10 protein-coding genes are annotated in these 16,767 nt (G+C 57.0%); 9 read left to right on the top strand and 1 reads right to left on the bottom strand.

The window, feature by feature from the left end:
* Positions 1-26 precede the first annotated feature (26 nt).
* Entirely contained in the window at positions 27-1,136 is a 1,110-nt protein-coding gene (locus ACSAMM_RS11710) for a GntR family transcriptional regulator (RefSeq protein ID WP_457791555.1), read from the bottom strand.
* 512 nt (positions 1,137-1,648) lie between these two features.
* On the opposite strand from ACSAMM_RS11710, the gene ACSAMM_RS11705 reads away from it, so the two are divergent.
* From ACSAMM_RS11705 to ACSAMM_RS11665, 9 genes are all read left to right on the top strand, one after another.
* Complete coding sequence (locus tag ACSAMM_RS11705; protein ID WP_457791553.1) at positions 1,649-4,888, top strand: carboxypeptidase-like regulatory domain-containing protein; 3,240 nt, start codon at positions 1,649-1,651, stop codon at positions 4,886-4,888.
* A gap of 24 nt (positions 4,889-4,912) precedes the next feature.
* Entirely contained in the window at positions 4,913-6,508 is a 1,596-nt protein-coding gene (locus tag ACSAMM_RS11700; RefSeq protein ID WP_178720455.1) for an extracellular solute-binding protein, read from the top strand.
* Between the two features lie 131 nt (positions 6,509-6,639).
* A complete protein-coding gene (locus tag ACSAMM_RS11695; protein WP_178720445.1) occupies positions 6,640-9,459 on the top strand; it encodes an extracellular solute-binding protein in 2,820 nt (939 codons plus the stop codon).
* A 19-nt stretch (positions 9,460-9,478) separates the two neighbouring features.
* Complete coding sequence (locus ACSAMM_RS11690; protein WP_457791551.1) at positions 9,479-10,375, top strand: carbohydrate ABC transporter permease; 897 nt, start codon at positions 9,479-9,481, stop codon at positions 10,373-10,375.
* Between the two features lie 101 nt (positions 10,376-10,476).
* On the top strand, positions 10,477-11,346 hold the full coding sequence (locus ACSAMM_RS11685) for an ABC transporter permease subunit (RefSeq protein ID WP_178720443.1): 870 nt from the start codon (positions 10,477-10,479) through the stop codon (positions 11,344-11,346).
* A gap of 31 nt (positions 11,347-11,377) precedes the next feature.
* Positions 11,378-12,859: a hypothetical protein gene (locus ACSAMM_RS11680; protein WP_457791550.1), complete on the top strand. Its 1,482-nt coding sequence runs from the start codon at positions 11,378-11,380 to the stop codon at positions 12,857-12,859.
* Positions 12,856-13,473: a Yip1 family protein gene (locus tag ACSAMM_RS11675; protein ID WP_457791548.1), complete on the top strand. Its 618-nt coding sequence runs from the start codon at positions 12,856-12,858 to the stop codon at positions 13,471-13,473. Before ACSAMM_RS11680 ends, ACSAMM_RS11675 begins: the two co-directional genes overlap by 4 nt.
* 33 nt (positions 13,474-13,506) lie before the next feature.
* Positions 13,507-15,828 (top strand): DUF5696 domain-containing protein, encoded by a 2,322-nt coding sequence (locus ACSAMM_RS11670; protein ID WP_457791546.1) that lies wholly within the window; start codon positions 13,507-13,509, stop codon positions 15,826-15,828.
* A 21-nt stretch (positions 15,829-15,849) separates the two neighbouring features.
* On the top strand, positions 15,850-16,752 hold the full coding sequence (locus ACSAMM_RS11665; protein WP_457791544.1) for a carbohydrate ABC transporter permease: 903 nt from the start codon (positions 15,850-15,852) through the stop codon (positions 16,750-16,752).
* Positions 16,753-16,767 lie beyond the last annotated feature (15 nt).

Below are 16,767 nucleotides of genomic sequence, written 5' to 3'. Positions count from 1 at the left end.
AGCCTCCGCGCCGTTTTATGGTGTGTCTATTCCCGGCCAGCTGTTGTTTCGCCTTCGATGAGCCGCGCCTCCGCTTTAATGGTATCCGGCGGCATGGTGGGATCGCTGAGGCGGCGGAGCATGGTTTCGGAGGCCAGTTTGCCAATCCCGTAAAAGTTCTGGGCTATCGTGGTCAGTTGCTTATTGTCCGGAAGCTGAATACCCAAGCCGTCGAACCCGACGATGCCCACCTGGGACGGAGTGCGGCAGCCTAGCGAAAGCAATATTTTGTAAATACGGCTGGCGAAATAGTCACCGGTGCAGAACAGGCCAATGCGCTGACCTTTATGCTTATCCAGAAGCTGTTGGATAATATCGGTGATATGGGCGACATCCTGTTCGGGATAGGTAATAAGAATGTGATTAAAATTCACTAGGCCTTTATAGTTCTGCACGACCTGACAATACCCGATATACCGTTCCCGGATCGATTCGTTGTAGTTGAGGTTGACATCCGACAGGAAGTAAATCGTGTCATAGCCGCAGTCCACCAGATGCTTCGTCGCCATGACGGCGCCCTTGACGTTATCTGTACGCACGCAGGGCAAGTTGATACCAATAATGGGCTGATCCACCAGGACAAAGGGGTAATCGCCCATGAACAGCTCGTAAATTTCGCCCTCGCCGCAGTCCATGACGTCCTTAGCCACATACGCAATGATCCCCGCGCTTAAGGAAGATTTTACGGCCTTGATGGTTTCGATAAAATCCTCGCCGTTATCCTTGCAGTAGTGGATCATGGTGAAAAAGCCGTGCTGGCTCAGCCGCTTTTCAATTCCTTTTAAGATGTTCATTTCGTCTAGACGCGCCGTATCCCGGTATTGGGCAAAGGGGAGGACGACGGAAATGATGTTGGAGCCCTGTTGGGTGGCGGCTGTATAGCCTTCGTTGACAAAGGTGCCGCTGCCCTGCACCCGGTAGACGATCCCCATATCACGCAGTCTATCGAGCGCCTTTACAACCGTGGGGCGGCTGACGTCAAACTGTTCAGACAGCTCCTGTTCCGTGGGAAGCTTGGCATTCTGCTGGTAAACATGATTTTGAATTTGTTCCTGTATGTAATCCATGATCTCGCGATATTTGGGAATGGTCTCCATGACAACCCCTCACTTTAACGAAATTGACTTATCGAATTCCTTAGTATTATCATAATCCTTTTTCTGTGAATTGTCAATTACTTTTAAAAAAATTTGCATATGGGCGAAGTTTATTTGGTAAGCAAAGCGGAAATTTGACAACATAGTGAAATGGAATCTTTAAAAACGTCATATGTTAGTCAAAATAACTAAAACGATAAAATAAATATGATAAATCATATGAACCTCAAATTTTCCACATAATAAATTTGATAAGGCTATTGAAAACGCGAAAAAAAGAAGCTATACTAGAAACAGGCAAATGCCTTGACGTAATTTATGGAAGATGATGTTAAGGTATATGGGATCTAGGTATTATTTGCAAAACCAGTATAGCGGTTTCCGCTGATTGCTCTCGGCTTTGGAAAGTTGACAAGTCAATTGGGCGGCAAAGGAGGGACTCGACGGCATTTGTACGGAAAGGCATCGTATGGCGGTTTACCGATTATCAAGAGAAAGGTGTATGAGAAGACATGGCGAAAAGACAAATTTCCCTGTTGGCGTCCCTGAGCCTGCTGCTAGGCTCCGTGGCCGTCATGACCTTTACTCCCGCAGCGGCCGAGGGAACGCCGGAGGGCTATACGGCAAATCCGACGCAGAAAAATATCCTTTTGGAAGAGGGCCAGTACTATAAGGAGCTCACGGGCTTTGAAGGGACGGGAATTCGTCAGGCGGATATTGACAGGAAATCCGATGGTGAACTCCTTTACAGCACGTTGTCACCGAACAACGGCTCCAAGCTGGCAAAAGTCGTCCACACCAAAGGTTCTTCCGGAGAGAACAGAAATATTATCAAAATATTCTGCATGCAGTTTGATAATCCGGATGTGGGAAAGGATTGGTCCCAAGCGGCCTACCTGCAAATGTATGTCCGCAATCCGAATGCCACGCCGGTGCAGCTGAACAGCATGGATTATCGTTTGGCTTCTGCGGATGGAACCAAAGTTTCTATGAAATTGGGAGCGAAAGTCAAATTCTACGATTTGAAGGATAAAGCGTGGTCGGAAATCACGGTGACGCAGTCTGCATCGCCGGATGCCACGAACACATGCGTCGAGCTGCCTGGCGGCGCGGAAGGAATGCTGAGGATTCCGCTGAACAGCGATACATACGCGGGATACCAGGCCTCGGGCATGACCAATGTCAGCCGTTTCATTCTGTATGTACAGGCTCCGCCTGTGTCAGCCGAAAATTTTACCGTTTTCATCGATGATCTTGGTTTGATAGCGGAGGATGAGAAGGAGCCCGCCCTCCCGGACTACACGGCGGATCCGGACTTCGAAGCGGCTTTGCTGGAAGGGCAGACCGCCCGGCTGATTCAGGGCTTCGGCGCCCAGACCCTGGAGTTCTCGGGGGATTTCAGCGTGGCCAACACCCACAAGAGCTTTACCGTACAGTTTGCCGGGGATAAGGGCGCGCAGGAGCGCAGCACGGCCAAGTACATCCAGTTCGAGGTGGAAAACACCTCCGATGCGCCGCTGGATTTGTTCTATATCAAGATTACGGCGCCGGGTACCGGGTATGATCGTGTGCTGACTCTTGGCGATTCGGGTTCGGCCTTTTACGATTACGGTACAAAAAAATGGTCGAGTCTTACAGTGGAGAAAGCGCAGCTTTACGAAGCCCCCGGTTTGTCCGTGCCCGCAGGCTCGAAGGGCATTCTGCGGATCCCGCTGAGCATCCTGACCGGCGGCAATGTGGACAACGACAACTATGTGCTGAATCTGGATACCAGCACTCTGGAAATCTACGCCAACACCCCGCATGCGACGGCCGGATCCACGGCTACCTTTAAGAATCTGGCCCTGGTGGCCGGGGCGGACAATGTGTTCCCTTCCGACGAGGGGGAACCCACCGACTTCCCCTTTGTGGAGAATCCGGGCAAGAACGTGGCCCTGCAGGATGAGCAGACCTACAAGGAGCTCAACAGCTTTGAAAAGGAGCAGGGCGTGACCTTCGGCTGCTCGGAGAACGCGGCTGTGGGAGCTTTCTCCGGCGAGGGCGCTAAGAACGGCTCCAAGAGCTACAAGCTGACCTTTAACAATGGGGGCGCCAACGCCATCGCCTTCCCCAATTTTTTGCCCGAGGCGCAGGCCAACACCGACTGGTCGGAGGCCAAGGCCGTACAGATTTATATCGATAATACGGCGGACACCAATGCGATTGTCGAGGACATCAAGTTCAAGGTTGGCGATACCCCCTACAAGCTGAAAAGAGAGGCGACGGTATATTTCGCCGACATGTCGGAAAACGCCTGGAGCCAGCTGCCCATCGTTGACGGCGGGAACCCTGCGTATTTCGGCGTGGTGATTCCCGGCAAAACCAAAGGCTTCCTGCGCATCCCGTTGAACGCAGACAATTTTGAGAATTTCGGCGAGGCGGATCGGACGGCCGTTACCAAGATGGAGCTGTTCCTCCAGATGCCCGGCTGCCTCAAGAACTCGGTGCTGTATCTGGATGATTTCGGCCTGGTGGCTGGTAAGGATACCGAGCTTGTCTCGGTGGACGACTATATCAAGACGGACGATGTCAAGCTGAACACGGGAGAGACCTACAAACCCCTTACGGGTTTTGAGGATGGCGACAAGGCTGGTCTTGCCCAGAACGACCCCGGCAATGTGGAGGTCAGCGGCGAGGCTAAGAACAACGGCGAGAAGTCCCTGATGGTCAAGTTTGTGGATGGTACCGCCGGCGGGTTCCGGAATTTTGCCATCAACACCTCCAACGTGAAAACCAGCAACTGGAGCCGTGCGAAATACCTCCAGTTCTATGTGGAGAACGCCTGCCCGGCGGGGACGGATTCGATGCAGCTGTTCTACATCCAACTCAATAACGGCAACAAAATGCTCAGCGGCGATGCCACCGGTTTGAAGCTGTACGATTTGGCCACCGAAAAATGGAGCGACCTGCCGGTGGTCGGCAATTCGGATCACGTGCTGGCCGGCACCCAGACCAAGGTGCCCACCGTGCGTATCCCCGCCGGCTTCAAAGGGTACGTCCGCATCCCACTGACCAACGAGAATTTCACCAACTGCACCCTGTCCGACGAGCTGTCCAATATCAGCCGGATCGCCATGTTCTCCCTGGTGAAGGGAGTCGCCAGCGGCTCTAAAGCGTATTTCGACGACTTTGGCCTGGTGACCTACGACGGCGACAAGGCTCCCGATTATGAGGATGGCGTGGCGCCCGGCAAGGACGACGAATACGACGATGTGGTAACCCATTTTGATCTCAGCGGCACCATTACCGGCCCAGACGGCAAGCCGCTGGCCGGTGCCACCGTGACCTTGAACGGAGAGACCGTTTACAAGACCAACAGCAAGGGACAGTACCGGTTCGACGGCCTGCAGACGGGCCTGCTTGAGCTGGCAATTGTCGGCGCGGACGGCACTGACTACAGCTATGTGACTGTGGAGGTGCTCACCGGCGCCACCACCCATTTCACTGACACCAATGTCCGTATCGCCCACGACGCCGACGGCTTGACTATGGATTTCACCATCGGCGAGCTGGGTCCGGAGTTGACGGCGGTGGAGACCGGCGCCTTTGTCCCTGAGAAGGACGGCGGCGACAATACCGTCAGCGACGGCGGCGAGAGCTCCGACGGCAACACCCCGAGTCCCGGTACCGGAGAGGCCGGAAAAACCGCGGCGGCGGCGTTGCTGCTGCTGGGGGCGGCGGGCTGCTTCGTTTTCTCCCGCAAGAAGGCCTGAATCACGGAAGATAGGAGAATTGCTATGAAAGCATACGGCAGAAAAGCGACCATATTGGCGGCCGTGCTCGCGCTGTTCCTCACTGCGGCCGCCGGCTGCGGCGGGAAAATCAACGAACCCGGCGGCAGCACGAGCCCTGTTTCCCAGGGGGCGTCCGACGCGGAGTCGGGCGCGCCCGTAGAATCCGACAGCAGCGATGCCACCGATCCGACGGGGCAGGACGCCTCCACACCCAGCGACACGGCGAGCGGGAACGGAGACAGCACCAATCCCGGCGGCAACGCCAGCAAGCCCGGCGGCAACAACCAGGGGCATACCGCCACCACCACAAAAGGCGGCGGGGGCAGCAGCTTCAAGGAGCCGGTTTATGATTTGAAGGGCCGGGTCATCGTTATCGGCAGCGAAAGCGTGCCGGACATGAGCAAAACCAATATCTATAACGAGAGCATTAAGCTGACCCAGGAAAAATACCATTGCACCTTCAAGTTCATCAAAAAGGAATACGTGTCCTTGTATCAGGATTTGATCAACGGTCACGCGGCAGGCAAATCCAATTACGACGTGGTGAACCTGCGGGGATACGAAATCTTTCCCAACGCGGCCAATTCCGGAACCATACTGGACGTCAGCTCCTATTACGATTTCGCGGGCGATCCCACCTGGCAGGAAAGCTCCGTGAAGGACTTGGGCGTATTCAAGGGCAAACGGTACGGCATCCCCTATTCGCCCAACGAGGTGGGCAACGGCATCTGGTACAACCGGGCGCTGCTGCGCAAATTCAACGTGCCCGACCTGTGGACCTATGTGGAGAAGGACACCTGGAACTGGCAGACCTTCCGCGCCGTCTGCAAAAAGCTGACCCAGGACACCAACGGCGACGGCAAGCCCGATTACTGGGGCTTCACCTCCAGCGATCCGTGGCTGGAATTCGTATATTCCAACAACGGCTCCCTGATCTCCTCCGGCGTCAACGGCACGCCCAAAATTTCCCTGGATTCCAAGAACGCTCTGGACGCCATTCAATTTATTGCCGACCTGCACATGATCGACAATACGGTGCCGGACGGCAAAGAGCTGGGCGCCATCACCGACAAGCCTTTCAATGCCCTGTTTACCGGCAAGGTGGCCATGTATCCGTATCACGCCCGCTACGGCGCGGTGATGGAGAGCATGGGCATTCCGGCGGCGGACATCGGCTGGGTTTACATGCCCAAGGGGCCGGCGGCCAAGAGCTATGTCACCGCGAGCGGCTCTATGCCCGATATGTTTGTGGTGCCGCGGGATATTTCCAATCCCAAAGAAGTGGTGGCGGCGATTCAAGATGTGGCCGCCTATTGGGATACCAGCCGCAAGGTGCGGGTGGATATGTACGGTAAGACGGAAGAGCTGTATCAGGCCCTGAAATCCAGCCTGGACGCCAACGCCAAGAAGGTGCTGGAATACCAGGCCAAGCATCCGGTCTACACCCTGGCCAACAACTACAACCTGAGCGAAACCCTGCAGAACGAGCTTTGGCCCGCTATTCTGAACGGCAAATCGGTCAAGAGCGCCGTGGACAGCGTTAAGTCCAAAATGCAGACCGAACTAACGAAAAAGTACAACGGCACCATTGTAAAATAATGGGCCTGCGCGGCAGCCATCCATGCGTACCCGGCGGGAATTCCGCCGGGTACGCGATCCGCTGCGGAGCTGCGCGGCGGCCGGCGCTCCTTTTTCATATCCGTTGTATTATGCGGAAAGGACATGGATCGATGATGAAAAAACCAGCGATACGGTTCGGCTGCGCGGCTATGGCGGCTCTGCTGCTGTTCGGCTCCACAGTGGCTGCGGAGCCGGCGGGCAGCGCCGATCCCTCCACCTACTACGAATATAAGCAGACCTACAAGGACGCGGCCCGGCCTGACGAAGAAATCGTGGTGAGGGGCAGCGATTACACCGATACGAATGATAAGGCCCTGAAGGTGCTGCCCGAGCTGGAGGGCGTCAAGGACGTCCTGGCCACGGGAAGCGAAGGGTTTGTTGAATGGGAATTTGACGTCCGGCAGGCCGGACTTTATCATATCGCCCTGCGGTATTGCCCACTGGAGGGCAAGGGCAATGCCATCGAGAGGAACATCCTTGTCAACGGAGAGGTTCCCTATGACGACCTGTATGCCGTTTCTCTCAACCGGGTATACACCGCCGCTGAGAAGGAACGGCAGCGGGACGAGATGGGCAACGAGCTGCGCCCGGTGCAGATCGAGGCGCCCCGGTTCGAAACCGTCACGCTGTCCGGCTCGTTGTTCAATGTGTCGGAGCCGCTGGCTGTCTACCTGAAGGAAGGGAAGAATACGCTGCGCCTGGAGGCGGTGCGGGAGCCCATGGCCCTGGACAGCATCCGCTTTTATCAGAAAAAGGACGAGGCGTCCTATGCGCAGGTCAGCAAGGGATACACCGCCGGCAAGGCGGCCGAAACCATTCATATCGAGGGGGAAGACGCCGCCTTTACGTCCGACAAAACCCTCTATGCCACCAGCGACAATTCCAGCCCTCTGAATTCTCCGGTATCCGGCAGCCAGATTCGGATGAACATGATGGGGGGGATCAACTGGCGCTCCCCCAGGCAGTACATCGAATGGGCATTCCATGTGCCGGAGGATGGGCTGTACAGCATCGTGATCCGGGGCAAACAGGACTACAATCCCGGGCAGATCAGCAGCCGCCGCCTGACCATCGACGGCGAGGTGCCATTCTATGAGGCCAATCGGCTGGAATTCCCCTATGCCCTGGGCTTTCAGAATTATGTTCTCGGGGATGGGGACACGGTGTTTCAGTTTGAACTGACAGCGGGAGATCATACCCTGCGGCTGGAAAACAACGTGGGGCCCATCGGCGATATTCTGGAACGCCTTAACCAGGTGGTGGGCCGGCTCAACGGCCTGTACAAGGATGTGTTCATGCTGACCGGGTCCTATCCAGACGCCGATCGGGATTACAACATCGGGCTGGCGCTGCCCCAGGCGGCGGAGCAAATTGCCGCCATGGACAAGGATTTGGAGACCATCAAGCAGGATTATCTGGACATGGTGGGCACCAAGGGCGACGGCTACGGCGACATGGAGAAGATCCAGGTGCAGCTGCGCAGCTTCATCAAGGACATCGAAACCCTGCCCGCCCGGCTGGACGCTTTCCGCATCAACATCAGCAACCTGTCCTCCTGGCTGCTGTCCTCCACCGATCAGCCCCTGCTCATCGATACCATCGATTTGATTCCGGCGGACGGGGACACCGGCCGGGCGGAGGCCGGATTCTTCGGCAAGCTCTGGTATGATCTAAAATCTTTCTTCATCTCCTTCTTCGTGGATTATAACGCCATCAGCGAGGGCACCGAGGGCGGCAATACCGAGGCCATCACCCTCTGGCTCGGCACCGGGCGGGATCAGGCGCAGGCCATCAAGGCCATCATCAACAACGGCTTCACCCCGCAGAAGAAAATCGGCGTCAATATCCGGCTGGTGGATCTCGGCGTGCTGCTGCCCGCCGTGGCGGCCGGCCGGGGACCGGATATCGCCATTACGCTGGATCGCTCGCTGCCCATGAACTACGCCTACCGTGGCGCGGTGCAGGAGCTGAACGACTTTCCCGGCTTCCAGGAGGTCATCAGCCGCTTCCATCCCCAGGCCCTCACCGAGTTTCAATACCAGGGCAAGTATTACGCTCTGCCGGACAAATACACCTTTTACATGATGTTCTACCGGCAGGACATTTTAGGGGAAATGGGCATCGAGGTACCCAAGACCTGGGACGATGTGTATGAGCTGCTGCCCAAGCTGCAGAACAAGCATATGGGCATCGGGCTGCCGAACATCGAGGAAAACAACATCGACATGTTCACCACGCTGCTGTATCAGCAGGGCGGCACGGTCTACGACGAAGAGCTGACCAAGAGCGTGCTGGACAGCGATCCGGCGCTGAAGGCCTTCAAGCAGTTCACCGATTTTTACACCAAGTACAAGGTCAGCAAGAAGCTGAACCATCTGACCTATTTCCGCACCGGCGAGACACCCATCGTTTTCATGCCGTATACCTTCTACGCCAATCTGCAGGCCGCGGCCCCGGAAATCAAGGGGCAGTGGAGCTTCGCCCAGGTGCCCGGCACCGTGAAGGAGGACGGCAGCGTGGACGCCACCGTGTCCGGTACCTCCACCGGCTGCGTCATCTTCAGCAACAGCGCGCACAAGCAGGCGGCCTGGGAATTCCTCAAGTGGTGGACCGACACCGAGGCCCAGGTGGATTTCGGCACGGAAATCGAGAGCATCCAGGGCCCCTCCGGCCGGTATCCCACCGCCAATCTGGAGGCGCTGCGGATGCTGCCCTGGTCCAATGCCGAGCTGCAGGCCATCCTCAGCCAATGCCAGCACACCCAGGCCATGCCGGAGGCGCCGGGCGGCTATATGACCAGCCGGTATATTGTCAGCAGCGCCATGATTGTCATCAACAACGGGCTGGTGCCCCGGGAGACCATCATGGATTACAACAAAATGATCAACGACGAAGTGCAGTCCATGCGCAAGAAGTTCGGGCTGGACTGAGGAAAGGGGATGGCAAGCGGTGGCGAAACCTCATCTCACCTATTTGAAAAAGAATTACCAGGGATACTTGCTGATGCTCCCCTTCCTGCTGGTGTTTTTCACCTTCACGGTATGGCCGGTGGTCATGTCCATGGGGCTGAGCTTCACGACCTATAACGTCTTTGAGGCCCCGCGTTTTTTGGGCTTTGAGAACTACGTCAAGCTGTTTTTCAACGATTCGGTCTTTTTGACCGCCATGCAAAACACCTTCCTGCTGTCCATCATCGTGGGGCCGCTGAGCTATCTGCTGAGTCTGTTCCTCGCGTGGATGGTCAACGAGTTCCGGAACCCCTGGCGCACCATCCTGACGGTGGTGTTTTACGCGCCCACCCTGTCCAATGCGGTGTTTACCATCTGGCTCATCGTCTTTGACGGGGACATTTACGGGTATCTCAACAGCATCCTGCTGAAAATGGGGCTGATAAGCGATCCCATCCAGTGGACCCGGGATCCCAAGTATATGATGATGGTGGTCATCATCGTACAGCTGTGGGTCAGCTTGGGCACCTCCTTCCTCACCCTGCGGGCCGGTTTCAACACCGTAGATCGCCAGTATTACGAGGCGGGGAGCCTGGACGGCATCAAAAACCGGTTTCAGGAGCTGTGGTACATCACCCTGCCCATGATGGCGCCGCACCTGATGCTCAGCGCCGTGTTGGCCATCACCGCCACCTTCACCACCGCCAACGTGGCCACCGTCATGACCGGGTTCCCCTCGGTCAACTATGCCACCCATACCATCATGCATCACCTGCAGGATTACAGCACCATCCGGTATGAACGGGGGTACGCCTCGGCCATTGCCACCGTGCTGTTCCTGTTCTCGCTCTTCGCCAACAAGCTGGCGCAGAAATTCATCGGCCGGATCGGCAAATAAAAAAAGTCAAGGCCCCCACTTGAATAGGGGCATAAAATTCCACAGGAATTTTGAGCGGGGATACCCTCCCCGCGCTGGACGGGAAAGGATGACAGTCCCCTATGAAATTCCCTAAAAACCCCCGCCGGGCGAAGCTGCTCAACCGGAGTCGGGCGGGCAATGTGCTGATGTTCCTCTTCCTGGCGGGCTTTGCCGTGTACAGCGCCCTGCCCATCCTGCTCATTTTTCTCCAATCGGTCAAGCCGCTCAACGAGCTGTTCATCTACCCGCCTCGGTTTTTCGTGATGAACCCCACCTTCGACAACTTCCGGCAGCTGTCCTCGCTGATGTCTTCCACCTGGGTGCCCTTTATCCGGTACATATTCAACAGCGTTTTTGTTTCAGTGACGGGCACGGTGGGGCATATCGTGGTGGCCTCCATGTGCGCCTACCCGCTGGCCAAGATGAACCTGAAGGGCGGCAACGTGATTTTCACCATCATTGTCACCTCCCTGATGTTCGCCCCCACGGTGTCGGACATCATCAATTACCAGACCATCTCCACCCTGGGGATGCTGGACAATTATCTGGCGATCATCCTGCCGGCGCTGGGAACCAGTCTGGGGCTGTATATCATGAAGCAGTTTATGTCCCAGATTCCCGATGCGCTGATTGAGTCCGCCCATATCGACGGGGCGAGTACCTTTACGGTTTTCTGGAAAATCGTGATGCCCAATGTCAAGCCTGCTTGGCTGACGCTGGCCATCTTCTCCTTCCAGGGGCTGTGGAACAACGCCAACACCACCTATATTTACCGGGAGGAGCTTAAAAGCCTGCCCTATGCTCTCAACCAAATCGTGGGAGGCGGCATTATCCGCGCGGGGGCGGGGGCGGCGGTCAGTGTCATCATCCTGATGGTGCCGCTGCTGCTGTTCATCTTCACGCAGAGCCGGATTATCGAGACCATGTCCACCTCCGGCATGAAGGAATAACCCGTCCGATTACTGTAAAGGAACATGGCGTATGAAGAAATTGCTTGCGGTTTTCCTGTCCCTGCTGCTGGGCGGCGTCGGGAGCTTTTCCTGCCTGGCGTTCGTGCCCTACGACAGCTATACCTATTCCACCCAGACGGGTGAGGCGGTGGCACAATTCTGCCCGACGCCCTATTATCCGGCCTTCACCATCGACAAGGCCACCATCGGTGTCCCGCTGGTGACTCCCACCTGCATGTGCTTCGACAAGGAAGGCAACCTCTATATCACCGACAGCTCTGCCAACCGGCTGCTGGTGCTGGACAAGGAGTATAGGCTCAAGGCCAGCATCGACACCCTGGAGGATGAGGAGGGCAACTTCGAATTCCTCGGCGGACCGGAAGGGATTTTCGTAACGGACGACGGCAGCATCTATCTGTGCGACACCAAGCAAAAGCGGATTCTGGTGCTGGATCAGAGCTACAAGCTGGTGCGCAAGTACGAAGGCATCCGGCCGCTGGGCGAGAACCAGGAGGACTACATGTTCCTGCCCACCCGCATCGTGGTGGACGCATCCGGGAACATGTATGTGCTGGTACAGAACGAATACCAGGGCATCATGCAGATCGACAGCGACGGGCGCTTCATCTCCTTTGTGGGCGGCAACAAGGTGACCTACGACCCGGTGACCAAGCTGTGGAAGAAAATCATGAGTAAGGAACAGCGGGCGCAGCTGGAGCAGTTCCTGCCGGTGGAATACACCAACCTGTCCCAGGATGGGGAGGGGCTGATTTACACCGTTTCCAAGGCGGACAACAGCGACCCCATCAAGCGGCTGAACCTGTCCGGAAAGGACGTGCTCATCCGCAACGGGTACACCGACGTTATCGGGGACGTACTCCCCGCCGGGACGGACGAGAAAACGACGGGCTCCCTCTTTGTGGACATCGCCAGCGACGCGAGCGGGCTCATCTACGCGCTGGATGCCAACCGGGGCCGGATTTTCGTCTACAACAACGAGGGCTTTCTGTTTTATGTGTTCGGTGGCATCGGCACCCAGCTGGGTACCTTCGCCACCCCCTCGGCCATCGAGGTAAACGGCACCGACGTGCTGGTGGCGGATCAGGGGAATCCCCGCATCACCGTATTTCGCCGGACGGCCTACGCCCAGATGATTTCTGAGGCCGACGAGGCCTACAATACCGGCCGGTACGACGAAAGCGTGGACATTTGGAACGAGGTCATTAAGCAGAATTCCAATTTCGAGCTGGCCTACACCCAGATAGGAAAGGTTTACCTGCGCCGGGGCCAGTACAAGCAGGCCATGGACTATTTCGAACTGGGCAATTTCCGGGGAGACAAAATTACCAACACCACCGGCTATAACAAGGCGTTTTCCGAATTCCGCAGGGAAACGGCGGCAAAATGGCTGGGCCCGGCGGTTATCACTGTTGTGGCGCTGGCCGCGGGCTGGTGGGGCTGGCGCTTCTGGCGGCGGAAAAAGAAGGGAACGAACAGGGGGGAGAAGGCGTGAAGGAAAAAGTAAAATTCGCTTTCCACATCCTGGCGCACCCCTTTGACGGCTTCTGGGATATGAAAAGGGAAAAGAAAGGCGATATCCGGGTGTCCCTGGTCATTCTCGCCCTGGTGGTGGTGACCGATATCCTATCCAAGCAGTTTACGGCGTTCCTGTTCAACCCCGATAAATTCGCGCCGATGGACGTGGTGTTCGAGGTGAACAAAATCCTGCTGGTGTTTCTCCTGTTCTGCGTGTCCAACTGGTCGGTGACCACCCTGATGCAGGGGGAGGGGACATTCAAGGACATCGTGATGATGACCGGATACGCCTGCCTGCCGCTGGTGATTATCCCCCTGCCGGTGGCCATTTTGTCCAATCTGGCGGCTTATTCGGAGCAGGTATATATGAACGCGGCGCTGACCGTCGCGTACCTGTGGTTCTTCGGCCTGCTGCTCGCGGGCGTGATGACCATCCACCAGTACACCATCGGCAAGATGCTGGGTACGGTGCTGGTGACCATCGTGGCCATGCTGGCGCTGGTGTTCATCTGCCTGCTGTTTTTTAATCTGTTCAGCCAGCTTGTCGGTTTTGTATACTCCCTGTACAAGGAGCTGGCACTGCGCACGTAACGTCTACCTGGATAGAAAGGCGGGGGCAACCCTATGAGGATAACAAGAAAACTGGGCGCGGTGCTGGCCGCGGCGGCGATGGCGGCTTCTCTGGCCGGGTGCGGCGCGGGGAAGGAAACGCTGGATTTGGCTGCCTATCGGACGCAGGCGGACGGATTCTCCTTCACCAATTACCCCGGGGAAACCGTGTACGCCGCGCAGCCGCAGGAGGAATACGCCGCCTTGCTGGACGGATACGAGGCCGTTTGCGAAAGCCGGTTCCTGACCCTTTACGCAGATAAGGCCCGCGCGGCGGTGGCGGTGAGCGACCGCCGCACGGGGCGGGTTTGGTTCTCCAACACGCCGACTATCGACGAAGACACGGAAATCGACGAGGACGCCCGCAACCTGTTTTACGCCCAGCTGCTGGTGGAATATCTGGACGGCCAGAACTTCAAACAGATCGACAGCTACAACGCCTCCGTCGCCCAGGGGACTTTCGATATGCAGGCGGATAAGGACGGCCTGACGGTAACCTACCATTTAATGGACAACAAGACCGCGGACACCGATGGCCAGAAGGCCGAGCTGTTCACCATCACCCTGCGCTACGCGCTGGAGGATGAATCCCTGATTGTCCGGGTGCCCATGGCCGAGGTGGCCTGTCCGGCGGGTATTCTCCCCCTGAAAATCGCGGTGCTGCCCCATTTCGGCGGCAGTTCCGCCACGGAGGGCGGGTATCTGCTGGTGCCGGACGGCAGCGGGGCCCTCATCGAGTTCGGCAGCGGCAAATATTCCACCACCAGCTATGTAGGCAGCGTCTACGGCTTCGACAAGTCCCTGGAGGTCAAGAGCGCGAGCCCCAAAGTCCAGCAGGTGCGCTTGCCGGTGTTTGGCGTGAAGGACGGGGACGACGGCTTCCTGGCTATTCTCGAGGACGGGGCGGCCCTGGCTTCCATCCATGCCAACCGGGCGGGCCCCTACAGCTCTTTCAACGAGGTGTACGCGTCCTTTGCCACCCATGCGTATCAAAACGTATCCATCGGCGCCATGGAAAACGCCAGCAAGCTTATCGGCATCCAGGATATCGCCTATCAGGGGGATTTGCGGCTGCGGTACGCTTTTCTGGACAGCGCGCAGGCCGATTATGTGGGAATGGCCGGTTATTACCGGCAGTATCTGACTGAAAAAGACGGGCTGCAGCCGCTGAAGGCGGGGGAGAGCCTCCCGTTCAACCTGGAGCTTTTAGGGGCGGTGGATAAGCTGAAATCCACCTTCGGCATCAAGTACCAGGGGATGGAGAGCCTGACCACGACAGAGCAGGCGATACAAATCCTGGAGGAGCTGCAGGGACGGGGGATTACCAATATTCAGCTGAAATACAGCGGCTGGATGAACGGCGGGCTGCGGCAGGACCTACCCGCCTCCCTGAAGGTGGAAAGCGCCGTGGGAGGCAAAAAGGGACTGACCGCCCTGCGGGATTATACCCGCCGGTCGAACGTGGGCCTGTATCCGGCCGTAAATTTCCTGACCACGCCGACCCAGGCGAAAGGGTTTAATGTCTTCCGTATGGCAGCCATGCAAATCGATCAGAAGGACGCCAAGGCTTATACCTACGATATGGTGACCCGCACGGGGGAGGATTACGACAGCATCCTGTCCCCGGCCGCCCTGGGCGGCGTGGCGCAATCCTTCAACAAGGCCTACGGGGCTCTCGGCATCTCCGGCCTGTGCCTGAACGACATGGGAGAGAACCTCTACGCCGACTATACCAAGGGGGCCCCCATCGACCGGGAAACCGCTTCCAATATTATCCGCCGGCTGCTGAAGGATCAATTTGCCGGATACGATTCGCTGATGATCACCGGCGGCTTCGCCTATATGATGCCGTATGCCGACGTGGTGCTGAACGCCCCCTTTACCGACAGCGGCTTCGACATGACCGATGAAACGGTGCCGTTCTATCAGCTGGTTTTCCACGGCTACGCAGCCTACGCCGGCGCGCCGCTGAACCTTTCCTACGATTTCGAAACCGATTTGCTCCGGCTCATCGAATATGGCGGCACGCCGTATTTCCAGCTGATGGCGGCGGATGGCTCGGCGGTGAAGAACACGTCGTACAGCATGTTCTGTTCGAGCAGCTACGGCATCTGGAAGGATAGGCTGGTGCAGGCCTACCAAACGGTCAACGAGGCCCTGGCCCCGGTGCAGAGCGCAGCCATGACCGGGCACCGGAAGCTGGCGGAGAACCTATACCGCACCGACTACGAGGGCGGCTGGTCGGTTTACGTCAACTATGGGAGCGAACCGGCCCAGGCGGACGGCGTAACCGTGCCGGCCAGGGGCTACAGCCTGCAGCAGAAATCGGCGGCGTGACGCCACAGAAAGGAACTGGCCATGAAAAAACGCAACCTGTCCTTAATGCGCAAGCGGGGGCTGATGGGATACGCCTATTGCGCCCCGTGGATCCTCGGGTTCCTGCTGTTCTTCCTCACGCCCGTGGTGAAAACCGCCATTTACAGCTTCAATACCTTCGACAAGGTCACGCTGGACGCCACCTTTGTGGGCCTGGCCAATTTCCGCCACGCCTTCACGGGGGACGGACGGTTCCCCCAGGAGTTGGTAGCTTCTCTGGTGAAGATGACCGATGTGCCGCTGATACTGATTTTCTCCTATTTCGTTGCGCTGCTGCTGCGCAAGAAATTCCGGGGCATCGGGGCGGTCAAGACCATCTTTTTCCTTACCGTTATCCTGTCCTCCGACCTGTTTTTGCGGATGCAGGATTCGGTGGGGGCGGTTAACAACGCCCAGATGAACGCCTCTATGGAGGAGAGTCAGCAGATTTTCAGCGCGCTGCAGGCCATGGATATCAGTCGGTATTTCACCAGCCTGGGGATTGATCCTGCCTGGATGAACTACATCAACGACGCCATCAGCAACATTTTCTTCATCATGATCCGCTCCGGCGTGCAGATTTTCATTTTCCTGGCGGCCCTGCACTCCATACCGGAATCCATGTACGAGGCGGCCAACATGGAGGGTTCCACCGCCTGGGAGAGCTTCTGGACCATCACATTTCCCATGACCGGTCCTATCATCCTGGTCAACTGCATTTACACCATTGTGGATTCCTTCGGCTCCTTTCTCAACCCGGTGGTCAACTACATCAATTCCATTTCCTTCAGCCAATTCGAATTCGGCTATTCCTCAGCGCTGTCCTGGATTTATTTCCTATGTATCGCACTGATTATCGCCGTGATTTACCTCCTCTTCCGCAAAAAGATTTTTTATCAAACCTGACGCCCGAATCCTGCG

This window comes from Anaeromassilibacillus sp. SJQ-5 (assembly GCF_054108045.1).
This window is presented reverse-complemented; position numbering and strand designations above follow the sequence as displayed.